The sequence below is a fragment of the Streptomyces sp. NPDC015242 genome (assembly GCF_043079125.1).
Classification (GTDB): domain Bacteria; phylum Actinomycetota; class Actinomycetes; order Streptomycetales; family Streptomycetaceae; genus Streptomyces.
The window spans coordinates 72,699-92,594 of sequence record NZ_JBIBUF010000001.1 but is presented as its reverse complement, the minus strand read 5'-3'; the positions used below and the strand labels follow the sequence as shown (position 1 = coordinate 92,594).

Annotated in this window: 18 protein-coding genes; 7 read left to right on the top strand and 11 right to left on the bottom strand. The window is 75.0% G+C overall.

The window, feature by feature from the left end:
- Nucleotides 1-32 precede the first annotated feature (32 nt).
- Together ACF07N_RS00450 and ACF07N_RS00445 are read right to left on the bottom strand one after the other, a co-directional pair.
- Nucleotides 33-794, bottom strand: a complete 762-nt coding sequence (locus ACF07N_RS00450) for a GntR family transcriptional regulator (RefSeq protein ID WP_383332858.1) — start codon at nt 792-794, stop codon at nt 33-35.
- A 168-nt stretch (nt 795-962) separates the two neighbouring features.
- Nucleotides 963-1,844 carry an RNA polymerase sigma-70 factor gene (locus ACF07N_RS00445; RefSeq protein ID WP_392106504.1) on the bottom strand — a complete coding sequence of 294 codons (882 nt, stop codon included), beginning with the start codon at nt 1,842-1,844 and terminating at the stop codon, nt 963-965.
- A gap of 194 nt (nt 1,845-2,038) precedes the next feature.
- On the opposite strand from ACF07N_RS00445, the gene ACF07N_RS00440 reads away from it, so the two are divergent.
- The 4 genes from ACF07N_RS00440 to ACF07N_RS00425 all read left to right on the top strand — a co-directional run bounded on the left by ACF07N_RS00440 (nt 2,039) and on the right by ACF07N_RS00425 (nt 7,453).
- Nucleotides 2,039-2,869, top strand: coding sequence for an alpha/beta fold hydrolase (locus ACF07N_RS00440; protein ID WP_392106501.1), 831 nt, complete (start codon nt 2,039-2,041; stop codon nt 2,867-2,869).
- Nucleotides 2,870-2,918: 49 nt separating this feature from the next.
- Nucleotides 2,919-4,358 carry a PLP-dependent aminotransferase family protein gene (locus ACF07N_RS00435; RefSeq protein WP_392106498.1) on the top strand — a complete coding sequence of 480 codons (1,440 nt, stop codon included), beginning with the start codon at nt 2,919-2,921 and terminating at the stop codon, nt 4,356-4,358.
- Between the two features lie 151 nt (nt 4,359-4,509).
- The gene (locus tag ACF07N_RS00430) at nt 4,510-6,084 is read left to right on the top strand and encodes an alkaline phosphatase D family protein (protein WP_392106495.1); all 1,575 of its coding nucleotides are present in this window, start codon (nt 4,510-4,512) and stop codon (nt 6,082-6,084) included.
- 109 nt (nt 6,085-6,193) lie between these two features.
- The gene (locus ACF07N_RS00425) at nt 6,194-7,453 is read left to right on the top strand and encodes a GNAT family N-acetyltransferase (protein ID WP_392106492.1); all 1,260 of its coding nucleotides are present in this window, start codon (nt 6,194-6,196) and stop codon (nt 7,451-7,453) included.
- A gap of 9 nt (nt 7,454-7,462) precedes the next feature.
- Here ACF07N_RS00425 and ACF07N_RS00420 read toward each other — a convergent pair whose 3' ends face one another.
- The gene (locus tag ACF07N_RS00420) at nt 7,463-8,680 is read right to left on the bottom strand and encodes a trans-sulfuration enzyme family protein (protein ID WP_392106490.1); all 1,218 of its coding nucleotides are present in this window, start codon (nt 8,678-8,680) and stop codon (nt 7,463-7,465) included.
- 59 nt (nt 8,681-8,739) lie between these two features.
- Between ACF07N_RS00420 and ACF07N_RS00415 the strand changes: the two genes are divergently transcribed.
- Entirely contained in the window at nt 8,740-9,231 is a 492-nt protein-coding gene (locus ACF07N_RS00415; RefSeq protein WP_383332872.1) for an Lrp/AsnC family transcriptional regulator, read from the top strand.
- A gap of 31 nt (nt 9,232-9,262) precedes the next feature.
- Nucleotides 9,263-10,954, top strand: a complete 1,692-nt coding sequence (locus ACF07N_RS00410) for a DUF885 domain-containing protein (protein WP_392106486.1) — start codon at nt 9,263-9,265, stop codon at nt 10,952-10,954.
- Nucleotides 10,955-11,093: 139 nt separating this feature from the next.
- Here ACF07N_RS00410 and ACF07N_RS00405 read toward each other — a convergent pair whose 3' ends face one another.
- Nucleotides 11,094-11,630 carry an immunity 21 family protein gene (locus ACF07N_RS00405; protein WP_383332876.1) on the bottom strand — a complete coding sequence of 179 codons (537 nt, stop codon included), beginning with the start codon at nt 11,628-11,630 and terminating at the stop codon, nt 11,094-11,096.
- A 45-nt stretch (nt 11,631-11,675) separates the two neighbouring features.
- Nucleotides 11,676-12,149, bottom strand: coding sequence for a rhodanese-like domain-containing protein (locus tag ACF07N_RS00400; protein ID WP_383343417.1), 474 nt, complete (start codon nt 12,147-12,149; stop codon nt 11,676-11,678).
- A gap of 94 nt (nt 12,150-12,243) precedes the next feature.
- On the opposite strand from ACF07N_RS00400, the gene ACF07N_RS00395 reads away from it, so the two are divergent.
- Nucleotides 12,244-12,690: an Lrp/AsnC family transcriptional regulator gene (locus tag ACF07N_RS00395; protein WP_392106482.1), complete on the top strand. Its 447-nt coding sequence runs from the start codon at nt 12,244-12,246 to the stop codon at nt 12,688-12,690.
- Nucleotide 12,691: 1 nt separating this feature from the next.
- On the opposite strand, the gene ACF07N_RS00390 is transcribed toward ACF07N_RS00395, so the two are convergent.
- From ACF07N_RS00390 to ACF07N_RS00365, 6 genes are all read right to left on the bottom strand, one after another.
- The gene (locus ACF07N_RS00390) at nt 12,692-15,688 is read right to left on the bottom strand and encodes an AAA family ATPase (RefSeq protein WP_392106480.1); all 2,997 of its coding nucleotides are present in this window, start codon (nt 15,686-15,688) and stop codon (nt 12,692-12,694) included.
- Nucleotides 15,685-16,848 carry an exonuclease SbcCD subunit D gene (locus ACF07N_RS00385; protein WP_392106477.1) on the bottom strand — a complete coding sequence of 388 codons (1,164 nt, stop codon included), beginning with the start codon at nt 16,846-16,848 and terminating at the stop codon, nt 15,685-15,687. Before ACF07N_RS00385 ends, ACF07N_RS00390 begins: the two co-directional genes overlap by 4 nt.
- A gap of 108 nt (nt 16,849-16,956) precedes the next feature.
- On the bottom strand, nt 16,957-17,583 hold the full coding sequence (locus ACF07N_RS00380; RefSeq protein WP_383332886.1) for a YigZ family protein: 627 nt from the start codon (nt 17,581-17,583) through the stop codon (nt 16,957-16,959).
- Nucleotides 17,584-17,610: 27 nt separating this feature from the next.
- Complete coding sequence (locus tag ACF07N_RS00375) at nt 17,611-18,153, bottom strand: SixA phosphatase family protein (protein WP_392106474.1); 543 nt, start codon at nt 18,151-18,153, stop codon at nt 17,611-17,613.
- The gene (locus tag ACF07N_RS00370) at nt 18,150-18,917 is read right to left on the bottom strand and encodes a hypothetical protein (RefSeq protein ID WP_392106471.1); all 768 of its coding nucleotides are present in this window, start codon (nt 18,915-18,917) and stop codon (nt 18,150-18,152) included. Before ACF07N_RS00370 ends, ACF07N_RS00375 begins: the two co-directional genes overlap by 4 nt.
- Before the next feature lie 124 nt (nt 18,918-19,041).
- Nucleotides 19,042-19,806, bottom strand: a complete 765-nt coding sequence (locus ACF07N_RS00365; protein WP_392106468.1) for an ABC transporter ATP-binding protein — start codon at nt 19,804-19,806, stop codon at nt 19,042-19,044.
- Nucleotides 19,807-19,896: the final 90 nt, after the last annotated feature.

The window sequence follows — 19,896 nt, the reverse complement described above, 5'->3', positions numbered from 1 at the left end:
GTATCAGCGCCCCCGGCGCTTCCGGCGGCGGCTCAGGACGCCTTCCGCTGCGGCCCGGCGTGGATCTCCACGCCTCCCGCGTCACCGAAGGTCAGCCGGCACGTGTCGGCGCGGTACGTCGCCACCGACAGCGCTGCCGTGCGCCCGGCGGCGACGAACCGGGTCGTGACGACCAGGACGGGCGCCCCGGGCAGGCGGTCCAGCTCCTTCGCGTCGTCCGCCCCGGCGGAGCCGAGTTCGACCGCGTTCTCCTGCCGCTCCAGGTCCCGGCGCTGCAGTTCGCGCAGCACCGCACGCGCGCGTGCCGCACCCGACGGCGCGTCGATGCCGGTCAGCTCGGGCACCGAGAACTCCGGGACGTAGAGCAGTTCGGCGGCCACCGGGCGGCCGTGCGAGACGCGCGAGCGGCGCACGATGTGCACCGGCTCGTCGCGGCCCGTCTCCAGCGCGTCGGCGACGGCCGCGGGCGGCACCGCCGCCGTGCAGTCGACCGGCTGCCAGGCGTCGTCGGGGCCGCCCGGCCAGGTGTGCGGGCCGGTGCCGAGGGAGACGCCCATGCGGGGCGGGGCGACGGTGGTCCCGACGCCGCGGCGGCGCTGCAGCCTGCCTTCCAGTTCGAGCTGTTCCAGGGCCTGGCGGAGGGTGGCGCGGGCGACGCCGAAGCGGGCCGCCAGATCACGCTCGTTGGGCAGGATCTCCCCCACCGAGAACTCCGAGTCGAGCGCTTGGCTGAGCACGGTCTTGAGATGCCAGTACTTCGGTTCCGGCACCGATTCCAGCTGCGTGGTCCCCACCCTGTCCTCCGCAAGAGCCGTGGTCGGCGGCGATTCAGCGCCCTTGTTTATTAAAGGTTGTTTCACTTCTCTGCGACCATAGGGCGGCCCTGATCCTTGGTCAAGACCAATGCCGGGAACGTTCACGGGACGGCAACGCGGGCTTCGTGAACGCCGGGGCGGCCTCCGTCAGAGGGCCAGGGACCGCAGTTTGTCGGGGTTGCGGACGACGTAGACGGCCTGGACGCGTCCCCCGGCCACGTCGAGCTGGAACACCGCGTCGGGTGTGCCGCCGGACAGCATCAGCACGGCCGGGCCGCCGTTGAGTTCCAGGAACCGCACCGAGAGGTCCTGGACGCCCTTGCGCGCGGCGCCGATCAGGAAGCGGCCCACCTTGTCGGCGCTCTCCAGCACGCGCAGCGGGGCGCGTGCCTTGCCGCCGCTGTCGCCGACCAGCCGGACGTCCGGGGCGAGCAGCTCCATCAGCCCTTCGAGGTCCCCTCCGGCCGCGGCGGCGAGGAAGCGTTCGGTGAGGTCCCGGCGCTGGGCGGGGTCGACCTCGTAGCGGGGCCGGCCCTCCTCGACGTGCTTGCGGGCGCGTCCGGCGAGCTGCCGGACGGCCGGTTCGCCGCGGTCGAGCATGGCGGCGATGTCGGCGTAGGGGAACCCGAAGGCCTCGCGCAGCACGAACACCGCCCGCTCCAGCGGCGACAGCGATTCCAGGACGACGAGGACGGCGAACGAGACGGAGTCGGCGAGCACGGCCCGCTCCGCGGTGTCCGGCACGGTGGCGCCGAAGTCCGTGACGTAGGGCTCCGGCAGCCAGGGGCCGACGTAGGTCTCGCCGCGGGACTTGATCTGGCGCAGCCGGTCGATGGCGAGGCGGGTGGTGATCCGGACGAGATAGCCGCGCGGTTCCCGCACGTCCGCGCGGTCGGCGCCGGACCAGCGCAGCCAGGCGTCCTGGACGACGTCCTCCGCGTCGGCGACGCGGCCCAGCATGCGGTAGGCGACGCCCAGCAGGACGGGACGGTGGGCTTCGAAGACGTCGGTGGCGGTCTCGGTGGTCACGGCCCCATCCCAGCCCACGGCCGTGGCCCTGTCCAGGCGGAATCCCTCCTTCCCGGACAGACCGGTCGCGTTGCGTGTGTCCGGGGGCCGTGTCGGGGCCGTGAAGGCGGCGGGCTCCGGGGGCTACCCACCGGTAGCACTTGCTGACAAGCTGTCTACAGCGTCCGCCGGAGAGCCCAGACGAGGAGCACCGCATGCCCACCACCGTCACCTTCGACGTCGCCACCGCGCGCGGCGAGCGGCCCGTGACCCTCGCCTACACGCGCCGGGGCGGCGGCGAACCGCTCCTGCTGCTGCACGGCATCGGTCACCACCGGCAGGCGTGGGACCCGGTGCTGTCCGCGCTGGCGGCCGAACGCGACGTCATCGCCGTGGACCTGCCGGGGTGCGGTGAGTCGCCGGCGCTCCCGGACGGCATGGCGCACGACCTGCCGACGATGAACGCCGTGCTGGTGGCGCTCTGCGCGGCGCTGCGGATCGAACGGCCGCACGTGGCGGGCAACTCGCTGGGCGGCCTGCTGGCCCTGGACCTGGCCCGGACGGGACTGGTCCGCTCGGTCACGGCCCTGTCCCCCGCCGGCTTCTGGAACGACGCCGAACGGCGTTACGCCTTCACCGTGCTGGCGGCGATGCGGCGGATCGCCCGGCGGATCCCGCCGCCCGTGGTCGAGCGGCTGGCGCGCCCCGCGCTCGGCCGGACGGTGCTGACGAGCACCATCTACGCCCGGCCCGGCCGCCGTTCACCCGAGGCGGTCGTCGCCGAGACGCTCGCGCTGGCCCGTGCCCAGGGCTTCTCGGAGACGCTCCGATCGGGCCGGACCGTGCGGTTCACCGACGACATCGTGGGCCCGCCCGTCACCGTGGCGTGGGGCGACCGGGACCGGCTGCTCGTCCCCCGCCAGGGCGTGCGCGCCAAGACCGTCATCCCGCGGGCCCGGCTGGTGCGCCTGCCCGGCTGCGGTCACGTCCCGATGAACGACGACCCGGCCCTGGTGGCCCGGGTGGTGCTCGACGGCAGCCGCTGACACCGGGGCGGCGGCCGCCCGCGCCCAAAAGCCCTTAAGGTCTCTGCTCATGAGGCCGACGCAGAGCGAACCGGGCGCGGTTGCCGCGTCCGCCGCGTGGGAGCTGCTGCTTCCCGCCGTCGCCGTTCCGGCACGCACGCGTGGGCGCTCCCTTCAGGCGGCGCTGCGCGAGGCGGTCCGCTCGGGCCGGCTGGCCCCGGGCACCCGGCTGCCGTCCAGCCGTGACCTGGCGGCGGACCTGGGGGTGTCGCGGGGGCTCGTCACGGAGGCGTACGAGCAACTGACGGCGGAGGGCTACCTGCGCAGCGGCCGGGGCGCCGGGACATGGGTGGGGGCGGCCGTACGTGCGGCGCCGCCGCGTGCGCACGACCTCGCTCCGCGCACGCCGGGCGCCCGCGCGGACTTCGTGCCCGGGACGCCGGACCTGGCGCTGTTCCCGCGCTCGGCGTGGGCGGCCGCACAGCGCGGGGTGCTCGCGGAACTGCCGCACCGCGAGCTGGGCTACCCCGATCCGCGGGGACTGCCCCGGCTGCGCACCGCGCTGGCCGAACTGCTCGCCCGGCGGCGGGGCGTGGTCGCCGACCCGGAGCGGATCGTGGTGGTCTCCGGGGTAGCCCAGGCGACGACCCTGCTCGGTTTCGCGATGCACGCGCGCGGGATGCGCACGGTCGGGGTCGAGGACCCCGGCAGCCCTCAGCACGACGCGCTGTACGGAGCGGCCGGGGTCACCGCCGTGCCCGTGCCCGTGGACGGCGAGGGCATCGTCCCGGAGCGGTTGCGGGCATCGGGCGTGCGGGCCGTGGTGACGACGCCGGCCCACCAGTTCCCCACCGGCATCGCCTACTCGGCCGGCCGCCGTGCCGCGCTGCTGGACTGGGCGCGGGCCGTGGACGGTCTCGTCCTGGAGGACGACTACGACGGCGACTTCCGCTACGACCGCGCCCCCGTCGGCGCCCTCCAGGGCCTGGGACCGGACCACGTCGCCTACACGGGCTCGGTGAGCAAGTCGCTCGCCCCGGGACTGCGGCTGGGCTGGCTGCTGGTGCCGGAGTCCTGGACGGACGACGTCGTCGAACGCAAGCGCACCATGGACCTCGGCCACCCGGCCCTCGACCAGGCGCTGTTCGCGCACTTCCTGGAGCGCGGCGACTACGACCGCCAGCTCCGACGCTGCCAGCGCGCCTACCGCGAGCGGCGCGACGCGCTGGTCGCTGCCCTGGAGGCGGACTTCCCCGGCTCCCGGGTGTCCGGGATCGCCGCGGGACTGCACGTCATCGCCACGCTGCCGGAGCGGTACGGCCCCGAGGAGCGGTTCCTCGCACGCGTGGCGGCGGACGGAGTGGCGGTCCGCCCCCTGTCGGACTGCGCCCACGCCCCGGACCGGGACGCCGGGGCGAAGGAGGTACGGCTCGTGCTGGGCTACGCGCACCTGCCGCCCGCCCGGATCGCCGAGGGCGTACGGCTGATGGCGCGGGCGGCCACCGGCTGACGGCACGGGCGGCCACCGGCCGCGGGGCGGCGCGCCCATGGGTTCCCCCGCCCCGCGGCCGGTTGTTCACTTGGGGTTCGTGTGCGCGCTGCGGCGTGCCAGTAGGTGTGGCTCTGCACACTGGCCGGATCCCGTCCCTGGAGGCGTATCCATGTCCCACCGTCCCTTCCCCGGGCGCCGTAGCGTCCTGCGCGGCTCCCTCGCCGCGTCGGCGGCCCTGTCCCTGCCCACCGCGCTCGGCGCGGCGCCGGCCTTCGCGCGCTCGGGCCGCCCGAACGCGGCGTGGGGCGTCCAGGCAGGCGACGTGACCTGCGACTCCGGGCTCGTGTGGGTGCGCTCCGACCGGCCGGCCCGCATGATCGTCGAGACGTCGGCCACCGAGTCGTTCCGCAACCCGCGCAGATGGCACGGCCCGCTGCTGGGCTCCGGCACGGACTTCACGGGCACGACCCGGCTGCGCGGTCTGCCGCCCGGCGAGCAGATCCACTACCGCGTGCTGCTCGCCGACCCGGACGACCCCCGCCGCACCGGCGAGCCGGTCACCGGCACCTTCCGCACGGCCTCCGTGAAGCGCCGTGACGGCGTGCGCTTCGTCTGGTCCGGCGACCTGGCCGGGCAGGGCTGGGGCATCAATCCGGAGTTCGGCGGCTACACGATCTACAACGCGATGGCCGCCCTGGACCCCGACTTCTTCCTGTGCAGCGGCGACAACATCTACGCCGACGGCCCGATCACCGGGACCGTCGCCCTGCCCGACGGCCGCACCTGGCGGAACGTCACCACCGAGGAGAAGGCGAAGGTCGCCGAGACGCTCGGGGAGTTCCGCGGCAACTTCCGCTACAACCTGCTCGACGAGAACCTGCGCGCCTTCAACGCCCGGGTGCCCTCCATCGTCCAGTGGGACGACCACGAGGTCACCAACAACTGGTACCCCGGCGAGATCCTCACCGACACCCGCTACACCGAGAAGCGCGTCGACGTCCTCGCCGCCCGGGCCCGCCGGGCGTTCTCGGAGTACTTCCCGATCTCCACGCTGCGCCGCCCCGACGGCCGGGTCTACCGGGTGCAGCACCACGGCCCGCTGCTGGACGTCTTCGTCCTGGACATGCGCACCTACCGCAACGCCAACTCCCCCGACGACCAGCCGGCCGACCCGCAGGGCATCCTCGGACGCGAGCAGCTGGAGTGGCTCAAGCGGGAGCTGTCCCGCTCGCGGGCGGTGTGGAAGGTGATCGCCTCCGACATGCCCATCGGCCTGGTCGTCCCGGACACCGGTGACGGCAGGCCGAACTTCGAGGCCGTCGCCCAGGGCGACCCCGGCAAGCCGCTGGGCCGTGAGCTGCAGATCGCCGAGCTGCTGCGGTTCGTCAAGCACCGGCGGATCACGGGCACGGTGTGGCTGACCGCCGACGTGCACCACACCTCGGCGCAGCACTACCAGCCGTCCAGGGCCGCCTTCACCGACTTCGAGCCGTTCTGGGAGTTCGTCTCGGGGCCGCTCAACGCCGGTGCCTTCCCGGCCAGTGCCCTGGACGGCACCTTCGGTCCGGAACGCGTCTTCGTGAAGGCCCCCACCACGGCCAACGTCTCACCGGCCGGCGGCTACCAGTTCTTCGGCGAGGTCGACATCGACGGCGGCAGCGGGGAGCTGACGGTGCGTCTGCGCGAGCAGGACGGCACCGTGCTCTACACGAAGGTCCTGCAGCCGGGCCGGGTCGGGCAGTAGGCACGGAGCGCAACGTTTGAAGGGTCGACAAAGGGGGGAAACTGGGCCCTTTACCCTCTGGTCACAAAGCGTTCTCGATCGCGCAACACCATTCCGTCACAGTGGGTGCATGACGCGAGAAGTGACCCAGGTGCCGCACCCGAACGACGACCGCCGTGCCGCCACGCCGTGGCAGCGGCTCGCCGAGGCGTTCCGGGCCCGGCGAACACGGCGACACGACCACGCGCCGCCGGCGAGTGATACCGAGTCCCCGGCACCGCAGCCGGTGCCGGGGGCGAACACCCTGTGGCGGATGCGGACCACGGTGAAGGACGAACCCGGCTCGCTGGCCGCGCTGTGCGCGGCCCTGGCCGGACACCGCGTCGACATCCTCAGCCTGCAGACGCATCCGCTGGCCGAGGGCACGGTGGACGAGTTCCTGCTGCGGGCCCCGGGCGAGCTGCCGGCCGCCGTGATCACCACGGCGGTCTCGTCGGCCGGCGGCAGCGACACCTGGATCGAGCGGGCCGACGCGCACGACCTGGTGGACGCGCCGACCCGGGTCCTCTCCCTGGCCGCCCGCACCGCCCTGGACGCTGCGGAACTACCTCTGGCGCTGCGCCAGTTGCTGGGCAGGTGCACCATCCGGTCGCTGCCCGCACCGGTCGGCGGCGAGCGGATCCCCGGCGGCCTCGGGGTGGAGGGCGCCCTCGACGAGACGGTGATGCGGCTGCGCGCCCCCGAGGGCGGAGCGATCATCGTGGAGCGGCCCTATCTGCCGTTCACCCCGACCGAGTTCGCCCGGGCCAGGGCCCTGGTCGAACTGGACGCCCGGCTCGGGCCGCGCCTCCCGCGCGGCCGGGACGTGCTGACCCTCGCCGAGGGCAGCGACATCACCGTCCGGCGGGCCGACACCCGGGACCTGGAGGCGGCCCGGGCGATGCACGAGCGGTGCTCGCCGCGAACGCTGAAGCTGCGCTACCACGGGCCGGTCGGGGACGCGGACCGGTATCTGAACCACCTGCTGAGCCCGCGCTTCGGCCGCACGCTCGCCGTGCAGACCGCGTCCGGGCGGATCGTCGGGCTCGGCCACCTCCTGTGGGACGGCGACGAGACGGAAGTCGCGCTGCTGGTGGAGGACGCGTGGCAACGGCGTGGTGTGGGCGCACAGTTGCTCGCGCGGCTCGTGACCATGGCCGTCGAGGCGGGGTGCGCCAGCGTGTACGCCGTGACACAGGCGTCCAACACGGGGATGGTCGCCGCGATGCGGGGGCTCGGGCTGCCGCTCGACTACCAGGTCGAGGAAGGGACGCTGGTCATCACGGCGCGGCTGGAGGAGTCCGCGGTGCCGGCCGGTGCGGAGGAACTGGGGAGCGCCTCCGCACCGTAGGGGCGTGCTTCAGTGGGCGGGTGCGGAGGCGCGGTGGCCGGTCGCGCCGTTCCCCGCACCCGTCTCGAGGCGCTTCAGGGCCTGGTCGAGATCCGACCAGAGGTCCTCCACGTCCTCCAGCCCCACCGACAGGCGCAGCAGACGGTCGCTGACCCCCGCTCCCCTGCGGTCCTCCGCGTCCACGATGCGGTGGCTGATGGACGCCGGGTGCTGGATGAGGGTGTCGACGCTGCCGAGGCTGACCGCCGGGGTGACGAGGCGGACCCCGGTGATGACCTCGTGGGGGTCGCCGTGGACCTCGAAAGCGACCATGGCGCCGCCGATGCGCGGGTAGTGCACGCGGCCCACGCGCGGGTCGGCGGCCAGGCGCCGGGCGAGCTCGGCCGCCGTGGCGGACGCGGCCCGCACCCGGACGGGCAGGGTGGACAGGCCCCGCAGCAGCAAATAGCCGGCCAGCGGGTGCAGGACGCCGCCGGTCGCGAAGCGCACCTGGCGCAGCCGGCCCGCGAACTCCTCGTCGCAGGCGACCACGCCGGCCAGCACGTCCCCGTGCCCGCCGAGGTACTTGGTGGCGCTGTGCAGCACCAGCCGCGCCCCCTGCCCGGCCGGGCGCTGGAGGACCGGGGTGGCGAAGGTGTTGTCGACCAGCAGCGGCACCGAGCCGCAGGCGTGCGCCACCGCCCGCAGGTCCACCTCGGCGAGGGTGGGGTTGGCCGGGGACTCCACCAGGACCAGGCCGGTGTCCGGGCGCAGCGCGTCGGCGACCCCGGCCGGGTCGGTCCAGGTCACCTCCGAGCCCAGCAGCCCGGCGGTCAGCAGGTGGTCGCTGCAGCCGTACAGGGGGCGCACGGCGACCACGTGGCGCAGGCCCATCGAGCCGCGCACCAGCAGGACGGCGCTCAGCGCGGCCATGCCGCTGGCGAAGGCGACCGCCGCCTCGGTGCCCTCCAGACGGGCCAGGGCGGTCTCGAAGCGGGCGACGGTCGGATTGCCCAGCCGCCCGTACACCGGCGGGCCGTCCGGCTCGGCACCGGTCGCGGCGAACGCGTCGATACGGGCCGCCTCACCGCGGCTGTCGTAGGACGGGTAGGTGGTGGACAGGTCGATCGGCGGGGCGTGCAGCCCTTGCCGGGCCAGGTCGTCCCGCCCGGCGTGCACGGCCTCGGTGGCGAGTGCTCGCGGTGCGGTGGGTACGTCGTCGTGGGCGCCCATGCTCGCTGTGTCCATGACCGAAGGGTGAACACCGGCCGGGTCTGCGGCGGTGAACCCCGTGCTACGTTCGGCGCATGGCGGACTCTGTCGTACTGGACCCGGTGGATCTCCATCTGCTGCGGCTGCTGCAGAACGACGCCCGGGCGACCTACCGGGATCTCGCCGCGCAGGTCGGGGTGGCGCCGTCGACGTGCCTGGACCGGGTGGCCCGGCTGCGCCGCTCGGGCGTGATCCTCGGGCACCGGCTGGAGCTGGATCCGGCCAAGCTGGGGCGCGGCCTGGAGGCGCTGCTCTCGGTGCAGGTCAGGCCGCACCGGCGGGAGCTGGTCGGGCCGTTCGTGGAGCGGATCCGGGCGCTGCCCGAGTCGCGCACGGTCTTCCACCTGACCGGGCCGGACGACTACCTGGTCCACGTCGCGGTCGCCGACATGGCGGATCTGCAGCGGCTCGTGCTGGACGAGTTCACGGCGCGGCGGGAGGTCGCCCGGGTGGAGACCCGGCTGATCTTCCAGCAGTGGGAGTGCGGGCCGCTGCTGCCGCCTTCGCCCTCGGCTCAATCCGCGTGACGTGCGCGGTCCCCCGTACGAGGATGGCCGCATGTCTGAGATCAAGAGCCCGCTGCCCCGTGAGGTCGCCGACGCCTATGTCGACGAGCTCGTCGCCCTCGACCCGATCACCGGCACCTTCCTCGGCGTCTCCGAGAGTTCCGGCAAGCTGCCCGACACCTCCCCTGCGGGCCAGGAGGCGCTCGCGGAGCTGGCACGCCGGACGCTGGCCCGGCTGGACGAGGCGGAGCGGCGGCCCGGCGCGGACAGCGACATCGAGCGGCGCTGCGCCCGGCTGCTGCGCGAGCGGCTCACCGCCGAACTGGCCGTGCACGAGGCCGACGAGAGCCTGCGCTCGGTCAGCAACCTGAGCTCGGTCGCGCACGCGGTGCGCCAGGTGTTCACCGTGACGCCGGCGCGGTCGGAGCAGGACTGGGCGGCGATCTCCGAGCGGCTGCGCGCGGTCCCGGCCGCCCTGGAGGGCTACCGGGAGTCCCTGGCGCAAGGCCTGGAGCGGAAGCTGTACGCCGGCCCCCGCGCCACGGCCACGTTCGTGGAGCAGCTCGGCGAGTGGGCCGACGCGGACGGCCGGGGACACGGCTGGTTCGAGCAGTACGCGGCCGCCGGCCCCGAGTCGCTGCGCACGGAGCTGGACACGGCGGCCCGTGGGGCCACCGAGGCCGTGGTGCGGCTGCGCGACTGGATGCGGGACGTGTACGCGCCGGCGATCGAGGGCGCGCCGGACGTGGTGGGCCGGGAGCGGTACGCCCTCTGGGTCCGCCACTTCAACGGCACGGACCTCGACCTGGACGAGGCTTACGCCTACGGCTGGTCCGAGTACCACCGTCTCCTGGCCGAGATGAAGACGGAGGCCGAGAAGATCCTGCCGGGCGCGGCCACGCCGTGGGTGGCGCTGGCGCACCTCGACGAGCACGGGACGCACATCGAGGGCGTCGACGAGGTGCGCGACTGGCTGCAGGGTCTGATGGACGAGGCGATGGACGCGCTCGACGGCACCCACTTCGACCTGGCCGAGCGGGTGCGCCGGGTCGAGTCGCGCATCGCGCCTCCCGGCAGCGCGGCGGCCCCGTACTACACGCCCCCGTCGGACGACTTCTCCCGCCCGGGTTGCACCTGGCTGCCCACCATGGGCAAGGACCGCTTCCCGGTCTACGACCTGGTGTCGACCTGGTACCACGAGGGCGTGCCCGGCCACCATCTCCAGCTGGCCCAGTGGAAGCACGTGGCGCAGGACCTCTCCCGCTACCAGGCGAGCGTCGGCATGGTGAGCGCCAACGCCGAGGGCTGGGCCCTGTACGCGGAGCGGCTGATGGACGAGCTGGGCTTCCTGACGGACCCCGAGCGACGGCTCGGCTACCTGGACGCCCAGATGATGCGGGCCGTGCGCGTGATCATCGACATCGGCATGCACCTGGAGCTGACGATCCCCGGCGACTCGCCCTTCCACCCCGGCGAGCGCTGGACGCCCGCGCTGGCGCAGGAGTTCTTCGGCGCGCACAGCAGCCGGCCGTCGGACTTCGTGGAGAGCGAGCTGACCCGCTACCTGTCGATGCCGGGCCAGGCCATCGGCTACAAGCTGGGCGAGCGGGCCTGGCTGCTGGGCCGCGAGAACGCCCGCAAGCGCCACGGGGACGCCTTCGACGCGAAGGCGTGGCACATGGCGGCGCTGTCGCAGGGCTCGCTGGGGCTGGACGACCTGGTGGACGAGCTGTCCGCCCTGTGATCAGCGCGGGAAGCCGCCGTCGGAGTGGATGACCTCGCCGGTGATCCAGCCCGCCTCGTCGGTCGCCGAGCCGGGCGATGAGGCGGGCGGTGGGGCGGGCGGGGTCGCCGGGCATCCCCCACCGGAACCTGACCGAGCACTACTGGTGTGGTGTCGTCCGGCGCGGCGCCAGCAGGCGGAGCTGGACCAGGCCCAGCCAGGTCTCGGGGCCCGGCTGGGCCTGCGCCGCGCGGACCGCGTAGCGGCCGGGCTCCAGGGCGACCCGGATCTGCTCCGTTCCGGCCGGGGCCGTGCCGGGCCAGGCCGCGTCGAACAGCAGGACGGTGCCGGGCACTTCCCACAGCACCTCCGGCCCCCACTCCGCGGTCGCCATGGCCGAGGGCACACCCGCCAGCAGGCCGGCTTCGGAGTCGCCGGCCCGCCACCGGACGAAGGCGGCCTGGTCGGGCAGGTACGCGGTCGCGGCGGGCTCGTCGCCCAGCACGAGGGCCGTGGAGTCGCCCACCGGGAGCAGACCGACGTGCCCGTCCACCTCGCAGGCCCGGTCGTAGTCGGAGGCCGTCTCCTCGCCGTCGGCGCCCGCCCAGAACGGCAGGACCGTCTCGGGCACCGCTATCAGCGGCCCGCCGCCCGATTCCACCCACTCCACGACGCCCGGATCCGCGTATCGCACCATGGCGCAAGAACCTACAGGGTCAACTCACGTTGGAAGCACGGGGGTTCAGCAGCCGCAGGCGCCGGTGTCCAGGGGAGCCGTCAGCGGGTCCGGGTCCCGGCGTTCGAGGCCCCGGGCGGTCTCGAACGCGAAGCCCTCGCGCACCCAGTACTCGAAGCCGCCGAGCATCTCCTTGACCCGGTAGCCGAGTTCGGCGAGGGCGAGGGCCGCCCGCGCGGCACCGTCGCAGCCCGGACCCCAGCAGTACGTCACGACCGGTACGGACCGGTCGAGGAGCTGCCCCGCCTGCTCGGCCATGAGCGCGGTCGGCAGGTGCAGGGCGCCGGGGACGTGGCCCTGGTCCCAGGCCTCGGTGGAGCGGGAGTCTACGAGGACGAAGCCGGGATCGCCGCCGGACGCCAGCGCGGCGGCCACGTCCGACACGTCGGTGTGGAAGGCGAGCCCGGCGCGGAAGTGGGCGGCGGCCTCGGCCGGGGTGGCGGGCGCGACCCGCAGGACGGAGTTCACGGTGGTGGTCATGACCACAAAGCTACGGCCGCGGACCGGCGCCCTGAAGGAGCGATCCGCTGCGTACGGCTTGATCCGCCGGGGATTCCCCTGCTATTGCTCGGGAATGACCGCGTATTCCCCGGACGCCACCGACTGGCGCATCCTCGACGTCCTCCAGCGCGAGGGCCGCGCCAGTTTCGCCGAGCTGGCCCGCGCCGTCTCCATGTCCGCGAGCGCGGTCACCGAGCGGGTGCGGCGGATGGAGGAGACCGGGGTCATCCAGGGCTACGCGGCGGTGGTGGATCCCGAACGGCTCGGGCTGCCGATCCTCGCGTTCGTGCGGCTGCGGTACCCGACCGGCAACTACAAGCCCTTCCACGACCTCGTCGCCGCCACCCCGGAGATCCTGGAGGCGCACCACGTCACGGGCGACGACTGCTTCGTCATCAAGGTGACGGCCCGGTCGATGCGCCACCTGGAGGAGGTGTCCGGGAGGATCGGGGCACTGGGTTCGGTGACGACGAGCGTCGTGTACTCCTCGCCCCTGCCCCGGCGCCCCCTGGGCCGCTGACTCAGCCGGTGCCGCGCTGCCGCAGCACCGAACCCGACCGCCCCTTGACGACCTCCAGCTGGGCGTGGATCCGCCGCCGCAGGTCGGGCACGTGGCTGACGATGCCGACGCTGCGGTCCCGTTCGCGCAGCGAGTCGAGGACGTCGAGGACCTCGTCGAGGGTCTGGTCGTCGAGACTGCCGAAGCCCTCGTCGATGAAGAGGGTGTCAAGCCGCACCCCGCCCGCCTCGTCCGTGACGACGTCCGCGAGGCCGAGGGCGAGCGCGAGGGAGGCGAAGAACGTCTCGCCGCCCGACAGCGTCGCCGTGTCCCGTTCGCGGCCCGTCCAGGCGTCGACCACGTGCAGTCCGAGGCCGCTGCGGCCGCGTCCGGTCCGGTCGTCGGAGTGGACGAGGGTGTAGCGGCCGGACGACATGCGGCGCAGCCGCACGGTCGCCGCCGCGGCGACCTGTTCCAGCCGGGCGGCCAGGACGTAGGACTCCAGGCGCATCCGGCGTTCGTTGTCCGCGGCGGTCCCGGCGGTGAGCCCCGCCATGCGGGCGACCCGGTCGTGCTCCTCGCGCAGGGGTGCCAGCCGCCGCACGGCTTCGGCCGCCCGGGCGGAGAGCCGGTCCAGTTCGGCGCAGCGCCGGACGGCCGCGTCGTGGGCGGAGGCGGCGTCGCGCAGCCGCCCGGTGGCCAGGTCGGCGGCCTGGTGCGCCGACTCGACGTCGGCCGGCGGCTCCTGCGCCGCCGCGACCGTGTCGGCCTCGGAGAGGACGGCCCGTACGGCGGCCTCCTCGGTCTGCCAGGCGTCGAGCCGGCGCTGCAGTTCGCGGTGGGCGGCCGCGTCCAGGAGGGCGTCGGCCGCGGCCTGCGGCGTCTCGAAGCCGGCGCGGAAGGCGGCGTCGGCGAGCCGGGCGTCGGCGTCCTTGAGTCGCTGGGCGGTGTCCTCGGCGGCGCGGGCGGCGTCGGCGGCGTCCGTGAGCAGCGTCGTCCGCCGCTCCAGCTGCGCGGCCCGCGCGGCGACGCTGTCCAGGGCGCCTCGCGCCCGGTCCAGTTCCTCCTGGAGGGCGGCGCGTTCACGGTCGAGCCGCTCCCGGTGACCGACCCGGGCGGCACTGCGCACGGCGGCCTCCTGCCGGGCGGCGAGGCGGCGTTCGTGCTCCTGCCCGGCCTGCCGCAGCCGCTCCTGCGCGGCGTGCAGCCCGGCGGCGGCGCCACGGGCCTGCGCGTACTGCTCCTCCAGTTCCCCGGCCTCACGGGCGAGCTGCCCGGTGGGGGTGTCACCGGCCTCGGCGGTGGCGGCGGCCAGTGCCTCGCGCACGGCACCGAGGCGCTGCTCGTGTTCGGCGCGCCGGGCGTCGGCCTCTCGGTAGGCGGCGAGCGCCCGCTCCTCCGCCTCGCGGTCGACGTGCCCGGCGACCTTGCGCGCGGGGGCGGGGTGCTCGGTGGCGCCGCAGACGGCGCAGGGCTCACCGTCGGCGAGCTGGGCGGCCAGCTCGGCGGCGATGCCGGTCAGGCGCTGTTCCTTGAGGTCGAGCCAGTGCTGCTGGGCGCCCAGCGCCTCCTCCCGTGCGGAGCGCGCCTGCTCGACGGTCCGGTCGGTGTCCTCGGCGAGCTGGTCGCGCAGCCGGGCCGCCTTCAGGCGCTGCCGCGCGGGTTCGCGCCGCACGGCGAGCTGTTCGGCGAGGGCGGCGGCGCGCTGCGCGGAGTCGACCCGCTCCTGGAGGGCGGTGCGGGTCTCCTCCCAGCCGTCGAGCCAGGCCTCGGCCTCCTGGAGAAGTTCGGCGTCGGCGCGCTCCTGGCGGTCCAGGCCGGTGCGCTCGTCGAGGAGTTCGGCCAGGCGCCGCTCGGCGCGGCGGGCGGAGTCCAGCCCGCCCAGTTCCTCGGCGGCGCGGCGCGCGGCCGCGGCGAGCCCGGCCGCGCCCGCGTCCGCGAACCTCTCGGGCAGCCGGGCACGCGCCCGCGCCTCGGCGCCGGCGGCCCGGCGGTGTTCGGCCTCGGCGGCTTCCCGCAGCTCCAGGGCGGGCGCGACCGCCTCGGCCTTGCGGGCCCGCTCCATCAGCGCCTGTGCCTCCCGGTACGCCCCGGCGCCCTCCTCCAGACGCGCCGCCTTCTCGCGGGCCTCGGCGAACCGCCGCTGGAGGCGGGCCAGTTCGCGTACGTCGTCCAGGGTGCGGGCGGCGGTGGCCTGCGCGGACTCGGCGGCGGTGAGCCGGCACGCGGCGACCGCGAGCTGCTCCCGGGCGGTGCTGCGGGCGACGGCCGCCGCGCTCAGCACGGCCTCGGCGAGTCCGGGTTCTCCGGGGGCCAGCTCCGGCAGCTCCATGGCCTCGCCCGCGGCCTGCTGCATACGGTGGGCGTCGGCGAGCAGGGCGGCGTCGCCCTCACGGACCCGGGTCTCGGTGACCCGGCGGCGTTCGGCCAGGCGCTTCTCCACGTCGGCGAAGCGGCGGGTGTCGAAGAGGCGGCCCAGCAGCTTGCCGCGGGCCTCGGCGTCGGCGCGCAGGAACCGCGCGAAGTCGCCCTGGGGCAGCAGCACGACCTGGCAGAACTGCTCGCGGCTCATGCCGAGCAGCTGGGTGATCTCCTCGCCGATCTCCTGGTGGGAGCGGCTGAGGTCCTTCCAGCTCCCGGCCGTGGCGTCGTACTCGCGCAGCCAGGTCTGGGCCTTGTCCACCGTCGTGCCCGTGCCGCGCTTCTTGGGGCGCTCCCACGGCGGCTGGCGGGTGATCTCCAGGCGGCGTCCGGCGACGGTCAGTTCGAGGCTGACCTCGGTGCGGGTGGCGGGCGCGGCGTGGTCGCTGCGCAGGGTGGTTCCCGGCCCGCCGCCCTGCCGGGCACCGGGGACCGAGCCGTACAGGGCGTAGCACACGGCGTCCAGGACGGACGTCTTGCCCGCGCCGGTCGGCCCGTGCAGCAGGAACAGCCCGGCCGCCGACAGGGCGTCGAAGTCGACGGTCTGGGTGCCCCCGAAGGGCCCGAAGGCGGTGACCGCGAGCCGGTGGAGCCTCACCGGGCCACCTCCCGCACGGCCTCGTCGGAGCGCACCGCGTCGAAGGCGTCGCGCAGCACACCCTGTTCGTGGGGGTCGGGTCCGGCGCCGCGCACATGGGCGACGAAATCCTCGGCGATCTGCTGGTCGCTGCGCCCGGCGAGACGGCGGGCGTACGACACCTCCGACTCGTCCTCCGTCCGGTCGGGGTCGAAGACGAGGCTGAGGGTGTGCGGGAAGCGCGCGGCGAGCCGGGCCATCGGGTCGGCGGGGCGGATCGGGTCGGTGAGGGTCGCCTCGACCCACGCCTGCTCGTGCCGGTCCAGCTCCGGGTCGGCGAGGAGGTCCTCCAGGGTGCCCCGGATCCGGGCCAGGGGGCGCGGCACCGGGCAGTCGACACGCTCGGCGGTCACCGCGCCGTCGGCGGCGAGGTCGACGAGCCACATGCTCTTGCGGTGCGCCGCCTCGGAGAAGGAGTAGGGCAGCGGGGAACCGGAGTAGCGGACGCGCTCGGAGAGGGTCTGGCAGCCGTGCAGGTGCCCGAGCGCCACGTAGTCGACCCCGTCGAAGACGCCGGCGGGGACGGCGGCGACGCCGCCGACGGTGATGTCCCGCTCGCTGTCGCTGGGTTCGCCGCCGGTGACGAAGGCGTGCGCGAGGACGACGGAACGGGTGCCCGGGGCGCGGGCGGCGAGGTCGGCGCGCACCCGGTCCATGGCGGCGGCGAGCACGGCCTCGTGACCGGCCTTCTCCACCCCGAACTCGTCCTTCACCAGGGCCGGTTCGAGATAGGGCAGCCCGTAGAAGGCGACGTCGCCGTGGGCGTCGGACAGCACCACCGGGGTGCCGGCCGCCGACGGCTCGGTCCGCAGGTGGATGCCGGCCCGCCCGATCAGGCCCGCGCCGACGCCCAGCCGACGGGCCGAGTCGTGGTTCCCGGAGATCATCACGGTGGGCACACCGAGGTCCGCGAGACGGTGCAGGGCGTCGTCGAACAGCTCGACCGCGGCGAGCGGCGGCACCGCCCGGTCGTACACGTCTCCCGACACCAGCACCGCGTCCACGGCCCGCTCCCGCACGGTCGTGACGAGGTGGGCGATGAAGTCGGCCTGGGCCCCGAGCATGTTCACCCGGTGGAACGCCCGGCCGAGGTGCCAGTCGGAGGTGTGCAGCAGTCGCATGATCCCCCGAGACTAACCGCCGACCCCGACAGCACGGGGGGTTACTCCCGTATCGACCGTCATCTCCCGCCACGAAAGCAGACGTTATGACCGATTCGATCCGGAACGTCAGGCGTCCCCGTACGCCTCCCCGCCCGGGGTGAAGCGGGCCGTTCCGGATGTCACGTCGGCCAGCCAGGCCCGGAAGGGCTCGACGTCCGCGTCCGGGAGGGCGATGTCGAGGGTGACCTCCTCGCCGTAGCGCACGTCCCGCACCTCGCGTCCGGTCGCGCGCAGCTCGTTCTCCAATTTCCCGGCCCGCTGGTGGTCCACGGTGACCGTGCCGAGGCGGAACCTGCGGCGGGTGCGGGTGCCGACCGCGTCCAGGGCCTCGCCGACCGCCCCGCCGTACGCCCGGATGAGACCGCCCGCACCGAGCTTGACCCCGCCGAAGTAGCGGGTGACGACGGCGACGACGTACCGCATGTCGCGGCGCAGCAGCATCTGGAGCATGGGGACGCCCGCGGTGCCGCCGGGTTCGCCGTCGTCGCTCGCCTTCTGGACCGAGGCGTCGGCGCCGATGACGTAGGCCCAGCAGTTGTGGTTGGCGTCGGCGTGCTCGCGGCGGACCGCGGCGATGAACTCCTGGGCCTCCTGCTCGGTGGCAGCCGGGGCGAGGGCGCACCGGAAGCGGGAGCGGTTGACCTCGGTCTCGTGCACGCCCGCGCGGGCGACCGTGCGGTATTCGTCCTGCATCGGGCCAGCCTATGCGCGGGCCCGTGGCTACTTCTTCGCGCCCCGGGGCACGGTCACGGACGTCAGCAGCGCGGCGCCGGGTGCGAGGTCCCGCCAGGCGGTGCCGCGCCAGGACAGGACGGCGATCGCCGCGGTGGGGAACTTGGTGCGGACCCGTTCCAGGGTGTCGTCGAGGCCGTCGCCCGCCAGGGCCAGGACGAGTTCCTCCAGGCCCGGGTTGTGGCCGATCAGCAGCAGGGTCTCCACCTCGGCGGGCGTCTCGCGCACGACGGTCAGCAGGCCCGCGGGGCCGGCGGCGTACAGGCGCCGGTCGTGGCGGACCGGCGGGGGCGTGCCCCACTCGGCGGAGGCCAGCTCCCAGGTGCGGCGGGCGCGGACGGCGGTGGAGCACAGGGCGAGGTCCGGCAGGCAGTCGGCCGCGGCCAGGGCCCGGCCGGCCGCGGGGGCGTCGCGGCGGCCGCGGGGGGCGAGCGGGCGCTCGTGGTCGGCGACGTCCACGGGCCAGGCGGACTTGGCGTGCCGCAGCACGACCAGGCGGCGCAGGGGGCCGGCGCCGGTGCGTTCGATCATGAGGAGGTTCCCAGGTCGCGGGTGAGGTCGAGGCCGAGGAGGCGGTCGGCGTAGGCGTAGGTCTCGAAGCGGGCCCCGTCCGGCAGGTCCGGGTCGTGCTCCACGCGGCGCAGGACGCCGAGTACCCCGGGCAGGTCCAGGTCGTCCTCCCAGGCGTCGCGCAGTCGTGTCCGCACGTCGTCGGGGACCGGCCGCGACGGGTGGCGGGCCCACCGCGCGACCGCGGAGCGCCAGCGGGCGAGGGTGGCGCCGGCCTCGTGCAGTGCGGCCGCCTCCAGCCGGACGCCGGCGCTGTGGTGCCGGGCGAGCAGGGCCAGACGCAGGACGGCGGGGTCGGCGGGGTCCGCGACATCGGGCGGATCGGGCCGTACCGGTGCGACGGCGATGCGGATCCCGTCCGGTGCGGGGCCGCCCTCGGCCGCGACATGCACGGCCTGGGCCCGCCCGAGGCCCGCTCCGGCGTCCGGACCGTCCTCGAAGGGGTGGATGCCGAGTGCCGTGGCCCGGGCCCGCAGCTCCGCCCGGCGATGCCCGCCGCCCGGCAGCAGGGCCCACACCGGCGTGCCGCCGATCTCCAGGGCCCGGACGAGGAGGTCGGCGACGAGCAGCACCCTCAGGTCCGTGGTGTCCGAGCCGGGCACGTGGGCCTCGACCCTCGTCAGTCCCCGGCGGGCCGGGGCGGCGTCGGCCGGCTCTCCGGTACGGGCGTCGATGATGCGCAGCACGAGGCGAGCGTAGGCGGACGGGCCGGGACGCGCAGTCATGCGCGCTGCTTTCGGGTCACGGCCGGGCGGCGGTGCCTGGGGGCGGCGGTGCCTTGGTGGCGCCGCGCCGCGCCGCATGGACGGGACGCCGCGCCGGCAGGACGCCGCACGAGCGGGACGCCGCTCAGTGCAGCGTGCCCAGGTACCGCACGTGGGGCACCCCGTCGGGCCCGTCCGCCTGGACGCGGGCCCGCACCCCGTACACCTCGGCGATGAGCTCCTCCGTGAGGACGTCCGCCGGTGTGCCGCCCGCGACGACCCGCCCCGCGCACAGCACGACGACCCGGTCGCAGTACATCGCCGCGAGGTTGAGGTCGTGCAGGGCGACGACGGTGGTGACCGGCAGCCGGTTGACCAGGGCGAGCAGGTCGAGCTGGTGGTGGATGTCGAGGTGGTTGGTGGGCTCGTCCAGGAGGAGCTCGCGGGGTTCCTGGGCGAGCGCGCGGGCGATCTGCACGCGCTGGCGTTCACCGCCCGACAGGGTGTGCCAGAGCCGGCCCGCGCGGTCGGCGAGGCCGGTGCGTTCCAGGGCGTCCCGCACGGCTCGCTCGTCCTCCGCCGAGGCGGGCGTCCAGGGCCGCCGGTGCGGGATGCGGCCGAGCCGTACGACGTCCTGGACGGTCAGCTCGGTCTGGGTGTCCGACTGCTGGGCCACGACGGCGAGGCGGCGGGCGACCGTGCGCCGGGGCAGGTCGTCCAGCGGCGTGCCGTCGAGGGTGACGACCCCGGCGGTCGGCGTGAGCAGTCCGGCCAGCAACCGCAGAAGCGTGGACTTGCCCGAGCCGTTGGGGCCGAGGACGCCGAGGGTGGAACCGGGTTCCGGCGCGAGGACGACACCGTCGAGGACGAGCCGCCCGCCGGCAAGCCGCCCGACCCGCTCGGCCCGCAACCCACCGGTCCCCCGGACGGCCGCCGTTCCGCCGACACCCCGGTCGGCCCGCGACCCACCGGTCCCCCGGCCGGCCCGCGACCCACGGGC

Bases quoted from the DNA above. Each gene is read 5' to 3' on its own strand.
- ACF07N_RS00380 (WP_383332886.1), bottom strand. From the start codon at position 17,583: ATGCAGGACGAATACCGCACGGTCGCCCGCGCGGGCGTGCACGAGACC.
- ACF07N_RS00435 (WP_392106498.1), top strand. From the start codon at position 2,919: ATGAGGCCGACGCAGAGCGAACCGGGCGCGGTTGCCGCGTCCGCCGCG.
- ACF07N_RS00425 (WP_392106492.1), top strand. From the start codon at position 6,194: ATGACGCGAGAAGTGACCCAGGTGCCGCACCCGAACGACGACCGCCGT.
- ACF07N_RS00410 (WP_392106486.1), top strand. From the start codon at position 9,263: ATGTCTGAGATCAAGAGCCCGCTGCCCCGTGAGGTCGCCGACGCCTAT.
- ACF07N_RS00405 (WP_383332876.1), bottom strand. From the start codon at position 11,630: ATGGTGCGATACGCGGATCCGGGCGTCGTGGAGTGGGTGGAATCGGGC.
- ACF07N_RS00370 (WP_392106471.1), bottom strand. From the start codon at position 18,917: ATGACTGCGCGTCCCGGCCCGTCCGCCTACGCTCGCCTCGTGCTGCGC.
- ACF07N_RS00415 (WP_383332872.1), top strand. From the start codon at position 8,740: ATGGCGGACTCTGTCGTACTGGACCCGGTGGATCTCCATCTGCTGCGG.
- ACF07N_RS00430 (WP_392106495.1), top strand. From the start codon at position 4,510: ATGTCCCACCGTCCCTTCCCCGGGCGCCGTAGCGTCCTGCGCGGCTCC.
- ACF07N_RS00385 (WP_392106477.1), bottom strand. From the start codon at position 16,848: ATGCGACTGCTGCACACCTCCGACTGGCACCTCGGCCGGGCGTTCCAC.
- ACF07N_RS00395 (WP_392106482.1), top strand. From the start codon at position 12,244: ATGACCGCGTATTCCCCGGACGCCACCGACTGGCGCATCCTCGACGTC.
- ACF07N_RS00375 (WP_392106474.1), bottom strand. From the start codon at position 18,153: ATGATCGAACGCACCGGCGCCGGCCCCCTGCGCCGCCTGGTCGTGCTG.
- ACF07N_RS00400 (WP_383343417.1), bottom strand. From the start codon at position 12,149: ATGACCACCACCGTGAACTCCGTCCTGCGGGTCGCGCCCGCCACCCCG.
- ACF07N_RS00440 (WP_392106501.1), top strand. From the start codon at position 2,039: ATGCCCACCACCGTCACCTTCGACGTCGCCACCGCGCGCGGCGAGCGG.
- ACF07N_RS00420 (WP_392106490.1), bottom strand. From the start codon at position 8,680: ATGGACACAGCGAGCATGGGCGCCCACGACGACGTACCCACCGCACCG.